This window comes from Microbacterium sp. 10L49 (genome assembly GCF_056395125.1).
Genome location: NZ_JBFTIW010000001.1, coordinates 109,295 through 123,959, shown reverse-complemented (window position 1 = coordinate 123,959; position 14,665 = coordinate 109,295). Strand labels below are relative to the sequence as shown.

Here is a 14,665-nt window from a genome sequence, read left to right as displayed (position 1 = left end):
TCACGGACGTGGGCTACCCCAGTCTAGGGCAAGCTCACACCCGATTCACGCCATCCACGCAGGTTCGGCGTGGATGGCGCAGGGGTGGGAGAAGGGATTTCGCGGCTCAGTGGAAGCTGTCGCCGCAGGCGCAGGAACCCTGCGCGTTGGGGTTGTCGATCGTGAATCCCTGCTCCGAGATGGTGTCCTTGAAGTCGATCGCCGCGCCGTCGAGATACGGCACGCTCATGTTGTCGACGATCACCTCGACGCCATCGAAATCGACGGTCTCGTCGCCTTCGAGATAGCGCTCGTCGAAGTACAGCTGGTAGATCAGGCCGGAGCAGCCGCCGGGCTGCACGGCGACGCGCAGGCGGAGGTCGTCGCGACCCTCCTGCTCCAGCAGGCTCTTCACCTTCGCCGCGGCGGCGTCGGTGAGCTTCACGCCGTGGGCGGTGGTCTCGGGGGTGAGGGTGATGTCGCTCATGTCGCTCCTTGGATCGGCCGTGCACCGGCACGGTTCCCGTGCTTCGAGTCTACCGCCGCGCACGAGGGCGGCATCGAGCGCGGCCGGTCATGGCCGCGATCGATGCGCCCTTCCTCGTCAGAGGGTGATCTCGTTCATCCGGGTGAGCAGCAGCGCCTCCGTCGCCACGGCGTGGCGGAAGGTGTCCAGGTGCAGCGACTCGTTGGGGCTGTGCGCCCGCGCGTGCGGGTCCTCCACGCCGGTCACGAGGATCTCCGCGCCGGGGAAGCGCTCCACCAGGTCGGCGATGAACGGGATGGATCCGCCGATACCGAGGTCGACGGGTGCGGTGCCGTAGCCGTCCTTCATGGCGCCGCGCGTCAGCCCGACCGCCCAGCCGCTCGTGTCGACCAGGAACGGGTTGCCGAGGTCGACGTCGGAGAAGGAGAGCTCCGCGCCGAAGGGCGCATGAGCACGCAGGTGCGCCTGCAGCGCGGCGTACGCGTCGTCCGCGCTCTGCCCCGGCGCGATGCGGCAGCTCAGCACGACCGTCGTCTCCGGCGAGAGCGTGTTGGATGCGGCCGCAACGGAAGTGGCGTCCACCCCGATCACGGTGACCGAGGGCTTGTTCCAGATGCGGCTGAGGATCGTGCCGTCGCCGATGGGCGTGACGCCGGGCAGCAGCCCGGTCTCCTCGCGCAGCGTCTCCTCGCTGTACTCGGGCGTCTCCGCATCGCGTACCGTCAGCCCCTCGACAGCGACGGATCCGTTCTCGTCCCAGAGCGTGTTCAGCAGGCGGATGGTCGCGAGCATGGCATCGGGCACCGCTCCCCCGAACATGCCGGAGTGCGAAGCGTGGTCGAGGGTCCGCACGGTGAGGGTGAAGCGCACCGCGCCACGCAGAGACACCGTGAGACCCGGTGTGACGGAGTCCCAGTTGCCGGAGTCGGCCACGACGATGGCGTCGGCGCGCAGGGCGTCCTCGTTGTCGCTGAGGAACTGCCCGAACGAGCGGGATCCGTACTCCTCCTCGCCCTCGATGAACATCGCGATCCCGAGGTCGAGGTCATCGCCGAGCGCCTCCGCGACCGCACGGATGGACGCGATGTGCGCCATGATCCCGGCCTTGTCATCGGCGGCCCCTCGACCATACAGACGCCCGTCCCGGACGGTGGGCTCGAACGGCGGGTTGTCCCACAGCTCGTCATCCCCGGGGGGCTGGACGTCGTGGTGCGCGTAGAGCAGGATCGTGGGCTTGCCGTTGCGTGCGGCCCGACGCGCCAGGATCGCGGGCTGGCCGACCTCGTCGGTGCCGGGGATGGCCGCACGCAGCACGCGCACGCTGTCGAACACGCCTGTGCCCTCGGCGAGCTCGGCGACGGCGGCGGCGCTGCGCACGAGCTGGGTCTGATCGAACGCCGGCCACGCGACCCCGGGAATGCGCACGAGAGCGCCGAGATCGCTGAGCGCAGCGGGGATCCCGGTGCTCACGGCGGCGGTGACGGCGGCTTCGACGTCACCGGGTGCGGTGACCGAGGAGGAGGGAGAAGTCATGCAGGTAATCTTAGAGAACACCCGTTTCCCGCTCTCTCGACATCAGGAGCCTTCGTGCCCAGCACTCCCACCCCCGCACCAGAGGACTCAGCCGACGCGAACGGCAAGGGGCGCCGCACGCCGACGCGCGCGGAGCAGGAGGCCGCTCGGCGCCGACCGCTCGTGCCGGACACCAAAGAGGCCAAGGCGCAGGCGCGCGCTGACCTTCGCCAGCGCCAGGAGCGGCAGCGCGTCGGCATGGCGAACGGCGAGGAGAAGTACCTCCCGGTCCGTGACCGCGGGCCGCAGCGTCGCTGGGTACGCGACTACGTCGACGCCGGCTGGCATGTCAGCGAGTGGATCATGGCTCTCATGGTCGTCGTGATCGTGGTGTCGCTGATCCCGAACACCCTGGTCGCCTACTGGGCGTTCATCGGCCTGTGGGGCTTCATCGCGATCGCGATCATCGACATGGTCTTCCTCGGCATCCGCGTGAACCGCCGGATCGCCGACAAGTTCGGCAAGGACAAGCGTGAGCGCGGACTGGCCTGGTACGCCGCCATGCGATCCCTGCAGATGCGCTTCATGCGTCTGCCGAAGCCGCAGGTCAAGCGCGGACAGTACCCGGACTGATCCGGATCCCCTGACGAGAAGAAGGATCCCGTGCGCAAGGCGCCGGGATCCTTTTTCGTGTAGGGCCTGATGCGCCGCTCCTCCGCGTCGGCTCAGCGGCGACGCAGCCCCGCGCGGATCTGGCGCGCCCAGAGCGGCCCGCGATAGAGGAACGCGGTGTAGCCCTGCACCAGCGTGGCACCGGCGTCGAGCCGTTCCCGCACCTCGGCCCCCGTCTCGACCCCGCCCACTGAGATGACGCAGAAGTCGGCGGGCACGGCGTCGCGCACGAGGCGGAGGACGGCAAGCGAGCGCTCCTTGAGCGGGGCGCCGGAGAGGCCGCCCTCCCCCGCCGCGGCGACCTTCTCCGGATCCGTGACGAGACCGTCGCGGGTGATCGTGGTGTTGGTGGCGACGAGTCCGTCCAGCCCCTCGGCGACGGCGAGCTCCGCGATCGCAGTGACCTCGTCATCGGGAAGATCCGGGGCGATCTTCACCAGCAGGGGGGTCGCACCGGCCGCCGCCTTCACGGCGCGCAGCAGCGGTGCGAGGGTCTCGACGGCCTGCAGCCCCCGAAGGCCCGGCGTGTTCGGCGACGAGACGTTGATCGCGAGGTAGTCCGCGAGCGGCGCGAGGCGCACGGCCGATGCGACGTAGTCGGCGGTCGCGTCCTCGACGGCGACCACGCGGCTCTTGCCGATGTTGACGCCGATGACGGCGGCCGGCCTGCGGCGGCGGAGCTTCCAGAGTCGCTTCTCCGCGGCTTCGGCACCGGCGTTGTTGAAGCCCATGCGGTTCACCACGGCGCGATCCGGGATGAGCCGGAACAGGCGCGGCTTGGGGTTGCCCGGTTGCGGGATGGCCGTGATCGTACCGACCTCGACATGTCCGAAGCCGAGCGCGGACAACCCGCGCACGCCGACCGCGTTCTTGTCGAACCCCGCCGCGATACCGAACGGCGTCGGGAATGTGAGCCCCAGTGCCCGCACCTCGTCGCCCGCCGCCGGCCGGGTCAGCGCACGCGCGGCCCAGGAGAACGGAGGCACCCCGAGAATCCGCACCACGACCATGCCGGCATGGTGGGCGAATTCGGGATCGAAGCGCGCGAGGACGAGGCGGAAGAGCAGGGCATACATTCCTGCCAGGCTACCGGGGTCAGGCGCCTGATACCGACCCGTTGCTCAGAGCGCCGTCTGCTCGGCCGCCCTCTGATGATCGGCGCGCAGTTCGGCGATGGACGCCTCGAAGTCCTCGAGCGAGTCGAACGCCTGGTACACGCTCGCGAAGCGGAGGTAGGCGACCTCGTCCAGATCCCGCAGTGGGCCCAGGATGGCCAGGCCGATCTCGTTGGTGTCCAGCTGCGAGACACCGGTCTGTCGTACGGCCTCCTCGACGCGCTGCGCGAGGATCGCCAGATCCGCCTCCGTGACGGGGCGCCCCTGGCAGGCCTTGCGGACGCCGGAGATGACCTTCTCGCGACTGAACGGCTCCATCACACCGGATCGCTTGATGACGTTCAGGCTCGCGGTCTCGGTGGTCGTGAACCGCCCGCCGCACTCCGGGCACTGGCGGCGTCGACGGATCGACAGGCCGTCATCGCTCGTGCGCGAGTCGATGACGCGGGAGTCCGGGTGGCGGCAGAACGGGCAGTGCATTCGTGAAAGCCTACGCCCCGGTCGCCGCGGCCGGCTCCGGCGTCACTGCGAACCGGGCTTCGACGGCCTCGCCGTGCGCCGGCAGGATCTCCGCGTCGGCGAGTGCCACGACGCCCTTGCGGGCGCGCGCCAGCGCATCGCGGTCGTACGAGATCACCTGCTGCGGGCGGAGGAACGTGTAGGCGCCGAGGCCGGAGGCGTAGCGCGCCTGTCCCCCGGTCGGAAGCACATGGTTGCTGCCCGCCATGTAGTCGCCCAGGCTCACCGGCGTCTGATCTCCGACGAACACGGCACCGGCGCTCGTGAAGACCGCGGCCGCCTCCTCGGCGTCCACGAGATGCAGTTCGAGGTGCTCGGGGGCATAGGCATTGCTGAACGCCACGGCGGCAGCACGGTCGTCGACCAGCACGATCGCCGACTGCGGACCGTCCAGCGCGGTCTGCACGCGCGCGCTGTGTCGAGTGGCGGCTGCGGCCGTCGCGACCTCGGCCGCCACACGGTCCGCGAGTTCAGCCGAGTCCGTGACGAGCACGGCGGAGGCCTGCTCATCGTGCTCGGCCTGGCTGATCAGATCCGCGGCGACAAGACGAGCGTCAGCTGCGGCATCGGCGACGATGAGGATCTCGGTCGCCCCTGCCTCGGAGTCCGTCCCGACGACGCCGGCAACGGCGCGCTTCGCGGAGGCGACATAGTTGTTGCCCGGTCCGGAGATGACATCGACCGGGTCGAGTCCGATCGCCGCGACACCGTGCGCGAGAGCGCCGATCGCACCTGCACCGCCGATCGCGTAGACCTCGTCCACGTCGAGCAGGGCGGCCGCGGCGAGGATGGTCGGGTGGATCCGGCCGTCTTCTGCCGACTGCGGCGGGGAGGCGAGGGCGATGCTCTCGACGCCCGCGACCTGAGCGGGCACGACGTTCATCACGACGCTCGAGGCGAGGGGAGCTTTCCCGCCGGGGATGTAGACGCCGACCCGTCCGACCGGCTGCCAGCGCTGCACGATACGGGCGCCCGGCTCGATCTCGGTGACCTGCGGCGCGGGCACCTGCGCGGCGGAGCCCCGGCGCACCCGCTCGATCGCCGCCTCCAGCGCGTCCCGCACCTGCGGGTCGACACCGGCGAGAGCGTCGTCGAGGTGCTCGCGAGGAACCCGGATCGCGTGCCCGCTGACCTTGTCGAAACGCTCGGCCTGCTCACGCAGTGCCTCCTCGCCGCGGACGCGCACGTCCTCCACGATCGCGGTCGCGGTCGCCAGCGCCTCGGCGCGGGCGGCGGTCGCGCGTGGCACGACGGCCAGCATCTCGGCGGTGGAGAGGGAGCGTCCCCTCAGGTCGATCGTCTGCATGCGTCCTCAGCCTCGGGTCATGTTCTCGGTGTCGTGCAGGTAGCCCACGCGACCGTCGTCGTGGCGCACCACGAAGGCGCCACCGCGGTCCTCGAGAACAAGGATCCATGCTTCGGGTCCGATTGTGAAAATCGTGTCACCGCGTGCGTCATGCACGGCCCGGGTGTCGGGCGCGAGCGCCCAGAACGGCTGGGGCTGCTCATCCCGCGCCGCTGATGCTGCGGCACCGTCCCGGTTGCGCTCCTGCGGCACGACGTCGACCGCGTGCGTGGCCACCTCGTCCGAAGGCGAGGGCTCGAGCAGATCGCCGAGGACCTGGGTCATGGTGTCGGACAGGTCGTGCGGCGCGGCGGCTGCATCCTGCTCATCGGCGGATCCGTGCCCGGCGTACGCGTCGGGCCCCGATGCCGGCGACGCTTCTGCATCGGCGGCGCGGCGGGCGTCCGCGCGCGTGGCGGGTTCGCCTTCTTCTTCTTCTTCCGCTGAGTCCGTGGTCGAGGTCTGTGTCTCGGAGTCCTGCCGGGTCTCGGGGACCGCGTCCTGGCGGATCTCGGATGGCGCCTCCAGGATCGCCTCGGTCGGCGCATCCTCCGCGGGCACGACGTCGAAGGGGGCGTCGTCTGCGACCCTCGGCATCCCCGCGGCAGAGGGGTTCTCCGCCGATGCGGGCGCGGATCCGTCGTTCTCCTGCGATGCGAGGAAGGACTCCCGGTGATGCTCGGGTACGTAGCCCGCCTCGCCCTGCACCACTGCACCGGTGACCCCGGTGGCGGAGAGATGTCCTGCGGCTCCGACTTCGTTCTCGTGCAGCAGTCCCGGATCCACATCGTCCTCGTTCTGCGGGTCGGAGATGCTCCCCCGCGCGCGCACGGGACGCGGCCGCGAGAACACCGGTCGCACGGGGTTCGCGTTGCGGTGCGCGAGCGTCTCGATGCGGTCCTCGAAGTCCTCGCGGATCCCGGGGATGAGGGCTGCGAACACCGTGACGGCGACGAGGACCAGCGCCAGCAGGATCTCCAGCCACAGCGGCCAGGTGACCAGCGCGGACCGTCGTGTCGCAGCGACCAGATCCAGCTGCTGCCACAGCAGCACGACCCAGCTGACCAGGGCGACGGAGAAGGAGACCGAAGCGAACTGGTCGATGCCGAGGGATCCGACCCGGCGGATCCCCTCGGGAGACAGTCGTCGCAGTACGACGAGGAACACGGCCGCGGTCGGCACGCCGATCGCCAGCGCCCAGGCGCCGTTCATCGTCCAGACCGTCGCGGAGGCGTCCAGGACGCTCCCGGCACCCGGCACGAAGGACAGCGCGAACGCGACCACCCATGCCGCGATGACGATCAGCTCGCGCAGCGTGAAACCGAACCAGCCTTGCTGCGGGGCGGCAGCGGGCAGGGGTCCGTCGTCGACTTCCGTGTCAGACGAGGCGAGGGGGCTCGATGTCGGATTCTGTTCGTCCTGCGCCATCTCAGCGGAGGGGACGTCGCCGGTCATCAGTACTTCCTTTCGTCGTGCGGCCGCTGGGGACTTCGGCCGTCGAACGGGACCAGATACTACCTGGCGGCGGTGGGGAGCCCCTGTGCGGTACTCGCGTACCCGAGGGAAGCGCGGGCAGGGAGGAGAGGAAAGCGGCGCCCTGCTCAGCCCAGGCACTGCGGGCCGAGCAGCGACTTCAGGTCGCCGAACAGGTCCGCGGTGACGGTCACCGGCATGGGCACTTCGAAGACCTTGGCACGGCCGCCGCGATGCATCTTCAGCATGACCTCGGTCTCGCCCGCATGCCGGCGCAGAACGTCCGCGAGATCCTCGATGACCCGCTCCGTGGCGCGCTGCTCGGGCACCAATAGCGACAGCGGACCCGCGGCGTCGAAGGATCCGACGTCGGGCGTGAACGCCGACTGCGCGTGCAGGTTCATTCCGTCGTCGCGACGGGAGACGCGCCCGCGCACCGCGAGGATCGTGTCCTGTTGCAGCGTGCTCTGGAATTCCAGATACGTCTTGCCCATGAACATGATGGTGATCTCGCCGCCGAAGTCCTCGACGGTGATCATGCCGTAGGGGTTGCCGCTGGCCTTGGCGACGCGGTGCTGCACGCTCGTGACGAGCCCTGCGACGGTCACCTGGTCGCCGTCCTGCAGGTCTTCGGACTCCAACAGGCTGTTGATCCCGATCGAGGCATGCTTCGCGAGGGGAACCTCGAGACCGGCGAGCGGATGGTCGGAGACGTACAGGCCGAGCATCTCTCTCTCGAACGCGAGCTTGTCCTTCTTCGTCCATTCCGGACGTACCGGCACCTTGGGCGGAGCCACCTCTTCGATCTCGTCGTACAGGCTGTCGAAATCGAAGCCGATCGCGCCCTGCGCCTCGTTCCGCTTCTGGCCCACCGACGCCTCGACGGCGTCCTCGTGGATCTCCACGAGCGCGCGCCGCGTGTCGCCCATCGAATCGAACGCTCCGGCCTTGATCAGCGACTCGACCGTGCGCTTGTTCGCCACGTGCAGTGGCACCTTCTTCAGGAAATCGTGGAAGGAGGTGAAGTTCTCCTCCTGACGCCCCTGGACGATGCCCTCGACGACGTTGGATCCGACGTTGCGCACAGCGCCGAGACCGAAGCGGATGTCCTCGCCGACGGCGGCGAAGAAGTTGATCGACTCGCGCACGTCGGGCGGCAGCACCTTGATGCCCATGCGGCGACACTCGTTCAGGTAGAGCGCCATCTTGTCCTTGGAGTCGCCGACGCTCGTGAGCAGCGCGGCCATGTACTCCGCGGGGTAATGCGCCTTGAGGTACGCCGTCCAGTACGAGATGACACCGTAGGCGGCGGAGTGCGCTTTGTTGAAGGCGTAGTCGGAGAACGGCAGCAGGATCTCCCAGAGCGCATTGACGGCGCCGTCCGAGTATCCGTTCGCGTGCATGCCGGCCTGGAAGCCCTCGAACTGCTTGTCCAGCTCCGACTTCTTCTTCTTGCCCATCGCGCGGCGCAGGATGTCGGCTTGGCCGAGAGAGAACCCGGCCACCCGCTGCGCGATCGCCATCACCTGCTCCTGGTAGATGATGAGGCCGTAGCTCTCTTCCAGGATGTCCTTCAGCGACTCGGCGAACTCCGGGTGGATCGGGGTGATCTCCTGCAGGCCGTTCTTGCGGAGCGCGTAGTTCGTGTGGGAGTTGGCGCCCATGGGGCCCGGGCGGTACAGCGCGATGAGGGCCGAGATGTCGCCGAAGTTGTCCGGCTTCATCAGACGCATCAGCGCACGCATCGGACCGCCGTCGAGCTGGAACACGCCCAGCGAGTCGCCGCGGGTGAGCAGGTCGTAGGACGGCCGGTCGTCGAGCGCGAGGTCCTCGAGTACGAGCTCCTCGCCCCGGTTCATCCGGATGTTCGCGAGGGCGTCGGAGATGATCGTGAGGTTGCGCAACCCCAGGAAGTCCATCTTGATGAGGCCGAGGGACTCGCAGGACGGGTAGTCGAACTGCGTGACGATCTGGCCGTCCTGCTCGCGCTTCATGATCGGGATGATGTCGATCAGCGGATGCGAGGACATGATCACGCCGGCGGCGTGCACACCCCATTGGCGCTTCAGGTTCTCCAGGCCCAGGGCAGTGTCGAACACGGTCTTCGCCTCGGGATCGGACTCGATCACGACGCGGAACTCGCTGGCCTCCTTGTACCGCGGGTGCTCCGGGTTGAACATGCCGTCCAGCGGCATGTCCTTGCCCATCACGGGCGGCGGCATGGCTTTGGTGAGCTTCTCCCCCATGCTGAACGGGAAGCCGAGCACACGGCCCGCGTCCTTCAGCGCCTGCTTCGCCTTGATCGTGCCGTACGTGACGATCTGCGCGACGCGCTCGTCGCCGTACTTCTCGGTCACGTACTGGATCACCTCGCCACGACGACGGTCGTCGAAGTCGACGTCGAAGTCGGGCATGGAGACGCGATCGGGGTTGAGGAACCGCTCGAAGATCAGGCCGTGCTCGAGCGGGTCGAGGTCTGTGATCCTCATCGCGTAGGCCGCCATGGAGCCCGCACCGGACCCACGTCCGGGACCCACACGCACGCCATTGTCCTTCGCCCAGTTGATGAAGTCGGCGACGACGAGGAAGTAGCCCGGGAACCCCATGGACGAGATCACCTCGACCTCGTAGTTCGCCTGCTTGCGCACCGCGTCCGGGATACCGCCCGGGTATCGGTACTGCAGGCCCTTCTCGACTTCCTTGATGAACCAGCTCTCCTCCGTCTCTCCCTGCGGGACGGGGAAGCGCGGCATGAAGTTGGCACCGGTGTTGAAAGAGACGTCGCAGCGCTCGGCGATGAGCAGCGTGTTGTCGCACGCCTCGGGGTGATCGCGGAACACCTGGCGCATCTCCGCTGCGGACTTCACGTAGTAGCCGTCGCCGTCGAACTTGAACCGGTTCGGGTCATCGAGGGTGGAGCCCGACTGCACGCAGAGCAGAGCCGCGTGACTGGTCGAGTCGTGCTGGTGCGTATAGTGCAGGTCATTCGTGCCGACGAGCGGGATCCCGAGGTCCTTCGCGATCTTGAGCAGGTCGCCGGTGACGCGGCGCTCGATCTCGAGACCGTGATCCATGATTTCGGCGAAGTAGTTCTCCTTGCCGAAGATGTCCTGGAACTCCGCGGCCGCCGCACGCGCCGCGTCGTACTGGCCCAGGCGCAGGCGGGTCTGGATCTCACCCGAGGGGCATCCGGTCGTCGCGATCAGACCCTTGGAGTACTTCTGCAGGATCTCGCGGTCCATGCGCGGCTTGAAGTAGTAGCCCTCCAGGCTCGAGGTCGAGGAGAGGCGGAACAGGTTGTGCATGCCCTCGGTGGTCTCCGAGAGCAGCGTCATGTGCGTGTAGGCACCGGATCCGGAGACATCATCGCGGCGCTGCTCGGGAGAGCCCCACTGCACGCGCGACTTGTCGCTGCGGTGCGTTCCCGGGGTGACGTAGGCCTCGATGCCGATGATCGGCTTGACGCCGGCGGCCTGGGCCGCCTTGTAGAACTCGAACGCGGCGAAAGTGTTGCCATGGTCGGTGACAGCGACCGCCGGCATGCCCTGCGCGACGGCCTCCTGCACCAGCGGCCCGATGCGCGCAGCCCCGTCCAGCATCGAATACTCGCTGTGCACGTGCAGGTGGACGAAGGAGTCTGATGCCATGCTTCGAGTCTACGTTTCCGGGTGGGACATCGAGGTGCCGCGCCCGCCGATGGGCGTCACCATCACTTCCTTTGGGCCCGCATCCATTTGGCTGGCGAGATGCCAGCCGGCGGGCGATTCCACCCGATTCCACCAGCCGAACGGTATTCCTCCAGCCATTCGGTTCAGGAGACGCCCGGTACCCTGATCCGATGACCACTCCCGACTTCGTCCTCGCCCTCCGGGAGCATGTGGGCCATGCCCCGCTGAACCTCGTCGGCGTCACCGCGATCGTGTTCCGCGACGAGAAGGTGCTGCTCGGCAAGCGCGCGGACAACGGCGCATGGCAGGCGGTCTCCGGCATCGTGGAACCCGGCGAGGAGCCGGCGGACACCGCCGTGCGGGAGTGTCTCGAGGAAGCCGGCGTGGCCGTGAAGGTCGAGCGGCTCGCCCTCGTGCAGCAGCTCCCCCGTGTGACCTACACGAATGGCGACGAGGTCGACTACTTGGATCTGGTTTTCCGCTGCGCGTGGATCTCGGGCGAGCCGCACCCTTCCGACGGCGAACTCACCGAGGTCGGCTTCTACGACCTCGCCGCGATGGGTGACGTCGACGATGCCCACGTCCGCAAGATCGCGCTCGCCATGGCCGAGGACGACCCTGCGCACTTCCGCGGCGGGCGACCGCCGCGGACCTGAGAGCCCGCTGCTGCTCGGGTGCTCAGCGCAGATCCCGGCGCATCAGCACACGGGGGAACCCGTTGAGCACGGATCCGGTGTCCGCAGCATTTGTGAAGCCGGCCGACTCGAACAGCGCCCGCGTGCCGACATAGGCCATCGTCAGATCGACCTTCGCACCCCGGTTGTCTACCGGGTACCCGTCGATCGCCGGCGCGCCGCTGTCCCGCGCATAGGCGACGGCTCCGTCGATCAGCGTGTGCGTGATGCCCTGCTTCCGGTACCCCGGTCGCACACGCAGACACCACAGCGACCATACGTCGAGGTCGTCGACGTGCGGGATCAGCCGGTTGCGGGCGAAGCTCGTATCGCGCCGCGGGTGGACCGCGGCCCATCCCACCGGCTCATCGTTGAGGTAGGCGATCACTCCCGGTGCCGGATCCTGCTCGCACAGCTCGCGAACCCTCGCCGCTCTGGCCTCACCGCGCAGCGCCTGGCTCTCCTTGCTGGGGATCCGATAGCTCAGGCAGAAGCACGACTGCGATGTCGGGTTCTTCGGCCCGACGAGCGTCGCGACGTCGTCGAAGACGGTTGCGGGGCGCACTTCGATGCTCATGTCCCCAGTCTGCCCCGGAGGGCAGACATCACGGCTCGACGATGCGCTGGTCCGTGTTCGTGTAGCTGATCGAGTCCGCGACGGTGCCCACGAGGCCCATCGTGACGCGCAGCAGGCCGGGCTTCACATCGTCCAGGGGCGGCGGTGTGTCCGTTCCCAGGGTCAGGCCACGCCCGTCCTGGGTGGTCGCCGTGATCGAGCCCAGATACACGCTCACGTGCCCGGTGAGGGTCATGGTGTCGGCGTTCGTGACGAGCCCGGCCTTGTCCGGCGGCCGGACGGTGAGGGAGAACCCCGAGATCGTGATCGAGTCCGCGGAGATCTTCAGAGCGCGAACGGTGCCGCCGTCGATCGTCGGCACGTCCACGATCGCGATGCCGCTCAGCCCGGTGAACGACAGCCCCTGCGACCCCATGGAGGCCGGAGTCTTCGTGAAGATCGGAGCGCCCTCGTCCTTCGCCGCCACGACAGGGGTCGGAGCGGGCGCCGGCGCGGCGGCTCCTGGAACGCTCGGCGTCGTGGCGCCGGGGATCGTCGGAGCTCCCGGCACGGCGGGCAGCCCCGGCACGGAGGGGCCCGACGTGGGCGGGGGCGTCGTCGGGGTCGGGCTCGGGGAGGGGCACCACAGCAGCGGGATGCACAGCCCCGCCGGCTGCGACGCTGGAACAGCGGCGGCACCGAGCATCATCGGCGCGACGAGGGCGAGCGATGCCAGGAGTACGGCACCGTGGCGGCGCTGCGCCTTCACGAAGCCGCCTCCTCGGATCCGTCCGCAGGCACGGGATCGCGCGGCCCCATCCAGGCGACGACGAGCACCGCCCCGGTCCCGGCCAGGAGCATCCCCGCGATGAAGCCGCCGAGGTTCACTCCGATCAGCGAGTAGATGGCGACGACCAGGGCCAGGATGCCGTAGAAGACATGGTGCGCGGGCATCGTGATCGCAAGGATCCCGAGCAGCAGCAGCGCGATCGGGATGATCGTCGCCTGCAGCCCCTCGATGCCCAGCTGGACGTGCAGATGCCCGATGTCGAGCTGTCCGGAGAAGAACATCTCGATACCGCCGACGGCGACGAGCAGTCCCCCGATGAACGGACGCTGCCGCCGCCAGTGCCGGAATCCTCGCGCGGACGATGTCTCCTCGGGCGCGGCACTCGCATCGACGGTGTGGTCGACGCCACCCGCGACGACGGCCGGCGCGGACTCTGCCCCGTTGCGCACCGGCCGCAGCACGGGAGCCGCGGCATCCCGACGATCACGCCGTGCGGATCCGGATGCGCTGGTCTCGTCGGTCATCGTGGCCTCGTTCAGAAGCATCCCTGCGAACCGTCCGTCAGCTCCAGCGTCATGCCCGTGAGGGTGAACACCGAGGCCTGAGTGCTCCAGGCCGTCTGCTGCAGGTTCTTGATCGAGACGGTGTCGGCGTCCTGAGCGAAGTCTCCGGCGGAGCCCTTCGCCTCGGTGTTGACGGTGGAGGCGTCCACGCCGATGCGGATCGCACCGAAGGAGGCGTCGCCCTTGAGGCCGGTCATGCCGATCTGCAGATCGCTGGCGGACGCCGGGTTGCCGTTGCCACCCGCCTTGATGAGCACGCCGACCTTGCCGAGCGGCGTGTCGGTGATCACCGACTGGCAGAGGTCGTTGAGCGTGGCGCTCTTGATGTTCGCGATGGCGACGGTGTGCTCCTTGCCCTCCGTGTCCTTCGCGACACCGGCGTACTGCGAGAAACCGGTGCCCTCGAGCTGGGAGGCGCCGATCTGGAACTGGCTCCCCGATACGGCGAACGACACGGGTACCGCGCCCTGGGCGACGCCGCCCATCAGCGCTGCGGCGACCACGCCCGCCGGAATGGCGACGAGGGCGATACGGCCTGCGTGGGACGACCCGAACTTGCGGACACGGTCGGACTTCGGGAACTTCATCGATCCTCCTCCAGTGCGCCGGCTGCGATGGCGGCGTTCACCTGGTCGAGTATATTGCCCGTTGACTCAGAGTCAATACCGGACACGGCCATCGCTGCGCATCCCGCTAGGCTCGGGGTATGCCCGACCTGCGACGCGCCAGACTCACTCCTGAGGAGCGTCGTGCGCAGCTCGTCGCGACCGGGGTGAACTTCCTCGCCGAGCATTCCCTGGACGAACTCACGATGGACGTGCTGGCCCAGCGCGCCGGAGTGTCACGGCCTCTCCTGTTCCACTACTTCGAGACCAGGCAGGGCATGCACCTCGCGGTGGTGACCATGGCGAGGGACAGTCTGCTGCTCGCCTCCGAGCCGCGCGATGACCTGGAGCCGCGGGCGCGAGTGCGCGACACTCTGCTGCGCATCACGGAGTTCGTGCGGCAGCATCAGGGCACGTTCCACTCTCTGGTGCGCGGGATCGCGAGCGGCGACCCCGCCGTCCGGCGCGTGGTCGACGAGTCGCGTGACCTCAACGCCGCGCGTCTTCTCGACGCGTTCACCGAACTCGGCACGCCGGACACCCCGGGGCTCCGCGTCGCCCTGCGCGCCTGGGTCTCCTTCACCGAGGAGACACTGATCAGCCTCGTCATCGACCGCGACGAGGACCCAGAGGTGGTCGTCCGGTTCCTGGAGGCGACCCTTGAAGGCGTGGTGTCGGCGACAGGGGAGCTGCCACTCTGATCTCGG

Annotated in this window: 14 protein-coding genes; 3 read left to right on the top strand and 11 right to left on the bottom strand. The window is 68.7% G+C overall.

Going from position 1 to position 14,665, the window contains the following annotated elements:
• Positions 1 to 106: 106 nt before the first annotated feature.
• On the bottom strand, positions 107 to 466 hold the full coding sequence (erpA, locus tag AC1DCT_RS00610) for an iron-sulfur cluster insertion protein ErpA (protein WP_233309172.1): 360 nt from the start codon (positions 464 to 466) through the stop codon (positions 107 to 109).
• Between the two features lie 117 nt (positions 467 to 583).
• Entirely contained in the window at positions 584 to 1,999 is a 1,416-nt protein-coding gene (locus AC1DCT_RS00605) for a M20/M25/M40 family metallo-hydrolase (protein ID WP_477426961.1), read from the bottom strand.
• Positions 2,000 to 2,053: 54 nt separating this feature from the next.
• Between AC1DCT_RS00605 and AC1DCT_RS00600 the strand changes: the two genes are divergently transcribed.
• Positions 2,054 to 2,611, top strand: a complete 558-nt coding sequence (locus AC1DCT_RS00600; protein WP_477229266.1) for a DUF3043 domain-containing protein — start codon at positions 2,054 to 2,056, stop codon at positions 2,609 to 2,611.
• Positions 2,612 to 2,703: 92 nt separating this feature from the next.
• Here AC1DCT_RS00600 and AC1DCT_RS00595 read toward each other — a convergent pair whose 3' ends face one another.
• The 5 genes from AC1DCT_RS00595 to dnaE form a co-directional block, all read right to left on the bottom strand.
• Positions 2,704 to 3,726 (bottom strand): quinone-dependent dihydroorotate dehydrogenase, encoded by a 1,023-nt coding sequence (locus AC1DCT_RS00595; RefSeq protein ID WP_477426959.1) that lies wholly within the window; start codon positions 3,724 to 3,726, stop codon positions 2,704 to 2,706.
• A gap of 45 nt (positions 3,727 to 3,771) precedes the next feature.
• Entirely contained in the window at positions 3,772 to 4,245 is a 474-nt protein-coding gene (nrdR, locus tag AC1DCT_RS00590; protein ID WP_440731458.1) for a transcriptional regulator NrdR, read from the bottom strand.
• A gap of 10 nt (positions 4,246 to 4,255) precedes the next feature.
• On the bottom strand, positions 4,256 to 5,590 hold the full coding sequence (gene hisD, locus AC1DCT_RS00585) for a histidinol dehydrogenase (protein WP_477426958.1): 1,335 nt from the start codon (positions 5,588 to 5,590) through the stop codon (positions 4,256 to 4,258).
• Between the two features lie 6 nt (positions 5,591 to 5,596).
• On the bottom strand, positions 5,597 to 7,084 hold the full coding sequence (locus AC1DCT_RS00580) for a CvpA family protein (RefSeq protein WP_477426956.1): 1,488 nt from the start codon (positions 7,082 to 7,084) through the stop codon (positions 5,597 to 5,599).
• 146 nt (positions 7,085 to 7,230) lie between these two features.
• Positions 7,231 to 10,749, bottom strand: a complete 3,519-nt coding sequence (gene dnaE, locus AC1DCT_RS00575) for a DNA polymerase III subunit alpha (RefSeq protein ID WP_477426955.1) — start codon at positions 10,747 to 10,749, stop codon at positions 7,231 to 7,233.
• Positions 10,750 to 10,940: 191 nt separating this feature from the next.
• Here dnaE and AC1DCT_RS00570 point away from each other — a divergent pair, with 191 nt between their 5' ends.
• On the top strand, positions 10,941 to 11,426 hold the full coding sequence (locus AC1DCT_RS00570) for an NUDIX hydrolase (RefSeq protein WP_477426953.1): 486 nt from the start codon (positions 10,941 to 10,943) through the stop codon (positions 11,424 to 11,426).
• Between the two features lie 22 nt (positions 11,427 to 11,448).
• On the opposite strand, the gene AC1DCT_RS00565 is transcribed toward AC1DCT_RS00570, so the two are convergent.
• The 4 genes from AC1DCT_RS00565 to AC1DCT_RS00550 are packed head-to-tail and all read right to left on the bottom strand — an operon-like array spanning position 11,449 to position 13,940.
• Positions 11,449 to 12,021 (bottom strand): GNAT family N-acetyltransferase, encoded by a 573-nt coding sequence (locus AC1DCT_RS00565; protein ID WP_477426951.1) that lies wholly within the window; start codon positions 12,019 to 12,021, stop codon positions 11,449 to 11,451.
• A gap of 28 nt (positions 12,022 to 12,049) precedes the next feature.
• The gene (locus AC1DCT_RS00560) at positions 12,050 to 12,769 is read right to left on the bottom strand and encodes a hypothetical protein (protein WP_477426949.1); all 720 of its coding nucleotides are present in this window, start codon (positions 12,767 to 12,769) and stop codon (positions 12,050 to 12,052) included.
• On the bottom strand, positions 12,766 to 13,314 hold the full coding sequence (locus AC1DCT_RS00555) for a DUF6114 domain-containing protein (RefSeq protein ID WP_477426947.1): 549 nt from the start codon (positions 13,312 to 13,314) through the stop codon (positions 12,766 to 12,768). The genes AC1DCT_RS00560 and AC1DCT_RS00555 overlap by 4 nt, the downstream gene beginning before the upstream one ends.
• 11 nt (positions 13,315 to 13,325) lie before the next feature.
• Entirely contained in the window at positions 13,326 to 13,940 is a 615-nt protein-coding gene (locus AC1DCT_RS00550) for a DUF6230 family protein (protein ID WP_440731450.1), read from the bottom strand.
• A 119-nt stretch (positions 13,941 to 14,059) separates the two neighbouring features.
• Here AC1DCT_RS00550 and AC1DCT_RS00545 point away from each other — a divergent pair, with 119 nt between their 5' ends.
• The gene (locus AC1DCT_RS00545) at positions 14,060 to 14,659 is read left to right on the top strand and encodes a TetR/AcrR family transcriptional regulator (protein ID WP_440731449.1); all 600 of its coding nucleotides are present in this window, start codon (positions 14,060 to 14,062) and stop codon (positions 14,657 to 14,659) included.
• Positions 14,660 to 14,665: the final 6 nt, after the last annotated feature.

What these genes read in the sequence shown, in the direction of transcription:
- AC1DCT_RS00570 (WP_477426953.1), top strand. Translation starts at nt 10,941, where the DNA reads ATGACCACTCCCGACTTCGTCCTCGCCCTCCGGGAGCATGTGGGCCAT.
- AC1DCT_RS00555 (WP_477426947.1), bottom strand. Translation starts at nt 13,314, where the DNA reads ATGACCGACGAGACCAGCGCATCCGGATCCGCACGGCGTGATCGTCGG.
- AC1DCT_RS00565 (WP_477426951.1), bottom strand. Translation starts at nt 12,021, where the DNA reads ATGAGCATCGAAGTGCGCCCCGCAACCGTCTTCGACGACGTCGCGACG.
- nrdR (WP_440731458.1), bottom strand. Translation starts at nt 4,245, where the DNA reads ATGCACTGCCCGTTCTGCCGCCACCCGGACTCCCGCGTCATCGACTCG.
- hisD (WP_477426958.1), bottom strand. Translation starts at nt 5,590, where the DNA reads ATGCAGACGATCGACCTGAGGGGACGCTCCCTCTCCACCGCCGAGATG.
- erpA (WP_233309172.1), bottom strand. Translation starts at nt 466, where the DNA reads ATGAGCGACATCACCCTCACCCCCGAGACCACCGCCCACGGCGTGAAG.
- dnaE (WP_477426955.1), bottom strand. Translation starts at nt 10,749, where the DNA reads ATGGCATCAGACTCCTTCGTCCACCTGCACGTGCACAGCGAGTATTCG.
- AC1DCT_RS00595 (WP_477426959.1), bottom strand. Translation starts at nt 3,726, where the DNA reads ATGTATGCCCTGCTCTTCCGCCTCGTCCTCGCGCGCTTCGATCCCGAA.
- AC1DCT_RS00580 (WP_477426956.1), bottom strand. Translation starts at nt 7,084, where the DNA reads ATGACCGGCGACGTCCCCTCCGCTGAGATGGCGCAGGACGAACAGAAT.
- AC1DCT_RS00550 (WP_440731450.1), bottom strand. Translation starts at nt 13,940, where the DNA reads ATGAAGTTCCCGAAGTCCGACCGTGTCCGCAAGTTCGGGTCGTCCCAC.
- AC1DCT_RS00605 (WP_477426961.1), bottom strand. Translation starts at nt 1,999, where the DNA reads ATGACTTCTCCCTCCTCCTCGGTCACCGCACCCGGTGACGTCGAAGCC.
- AC1DCT_RS00545 (WP_440731449.1), top strand. Translation starts at nt 14,060, where the DNA reads ATGCCCGACCTGCGACGCGCCAGACTCACTCCTGAGGAGCGTCGTGCG.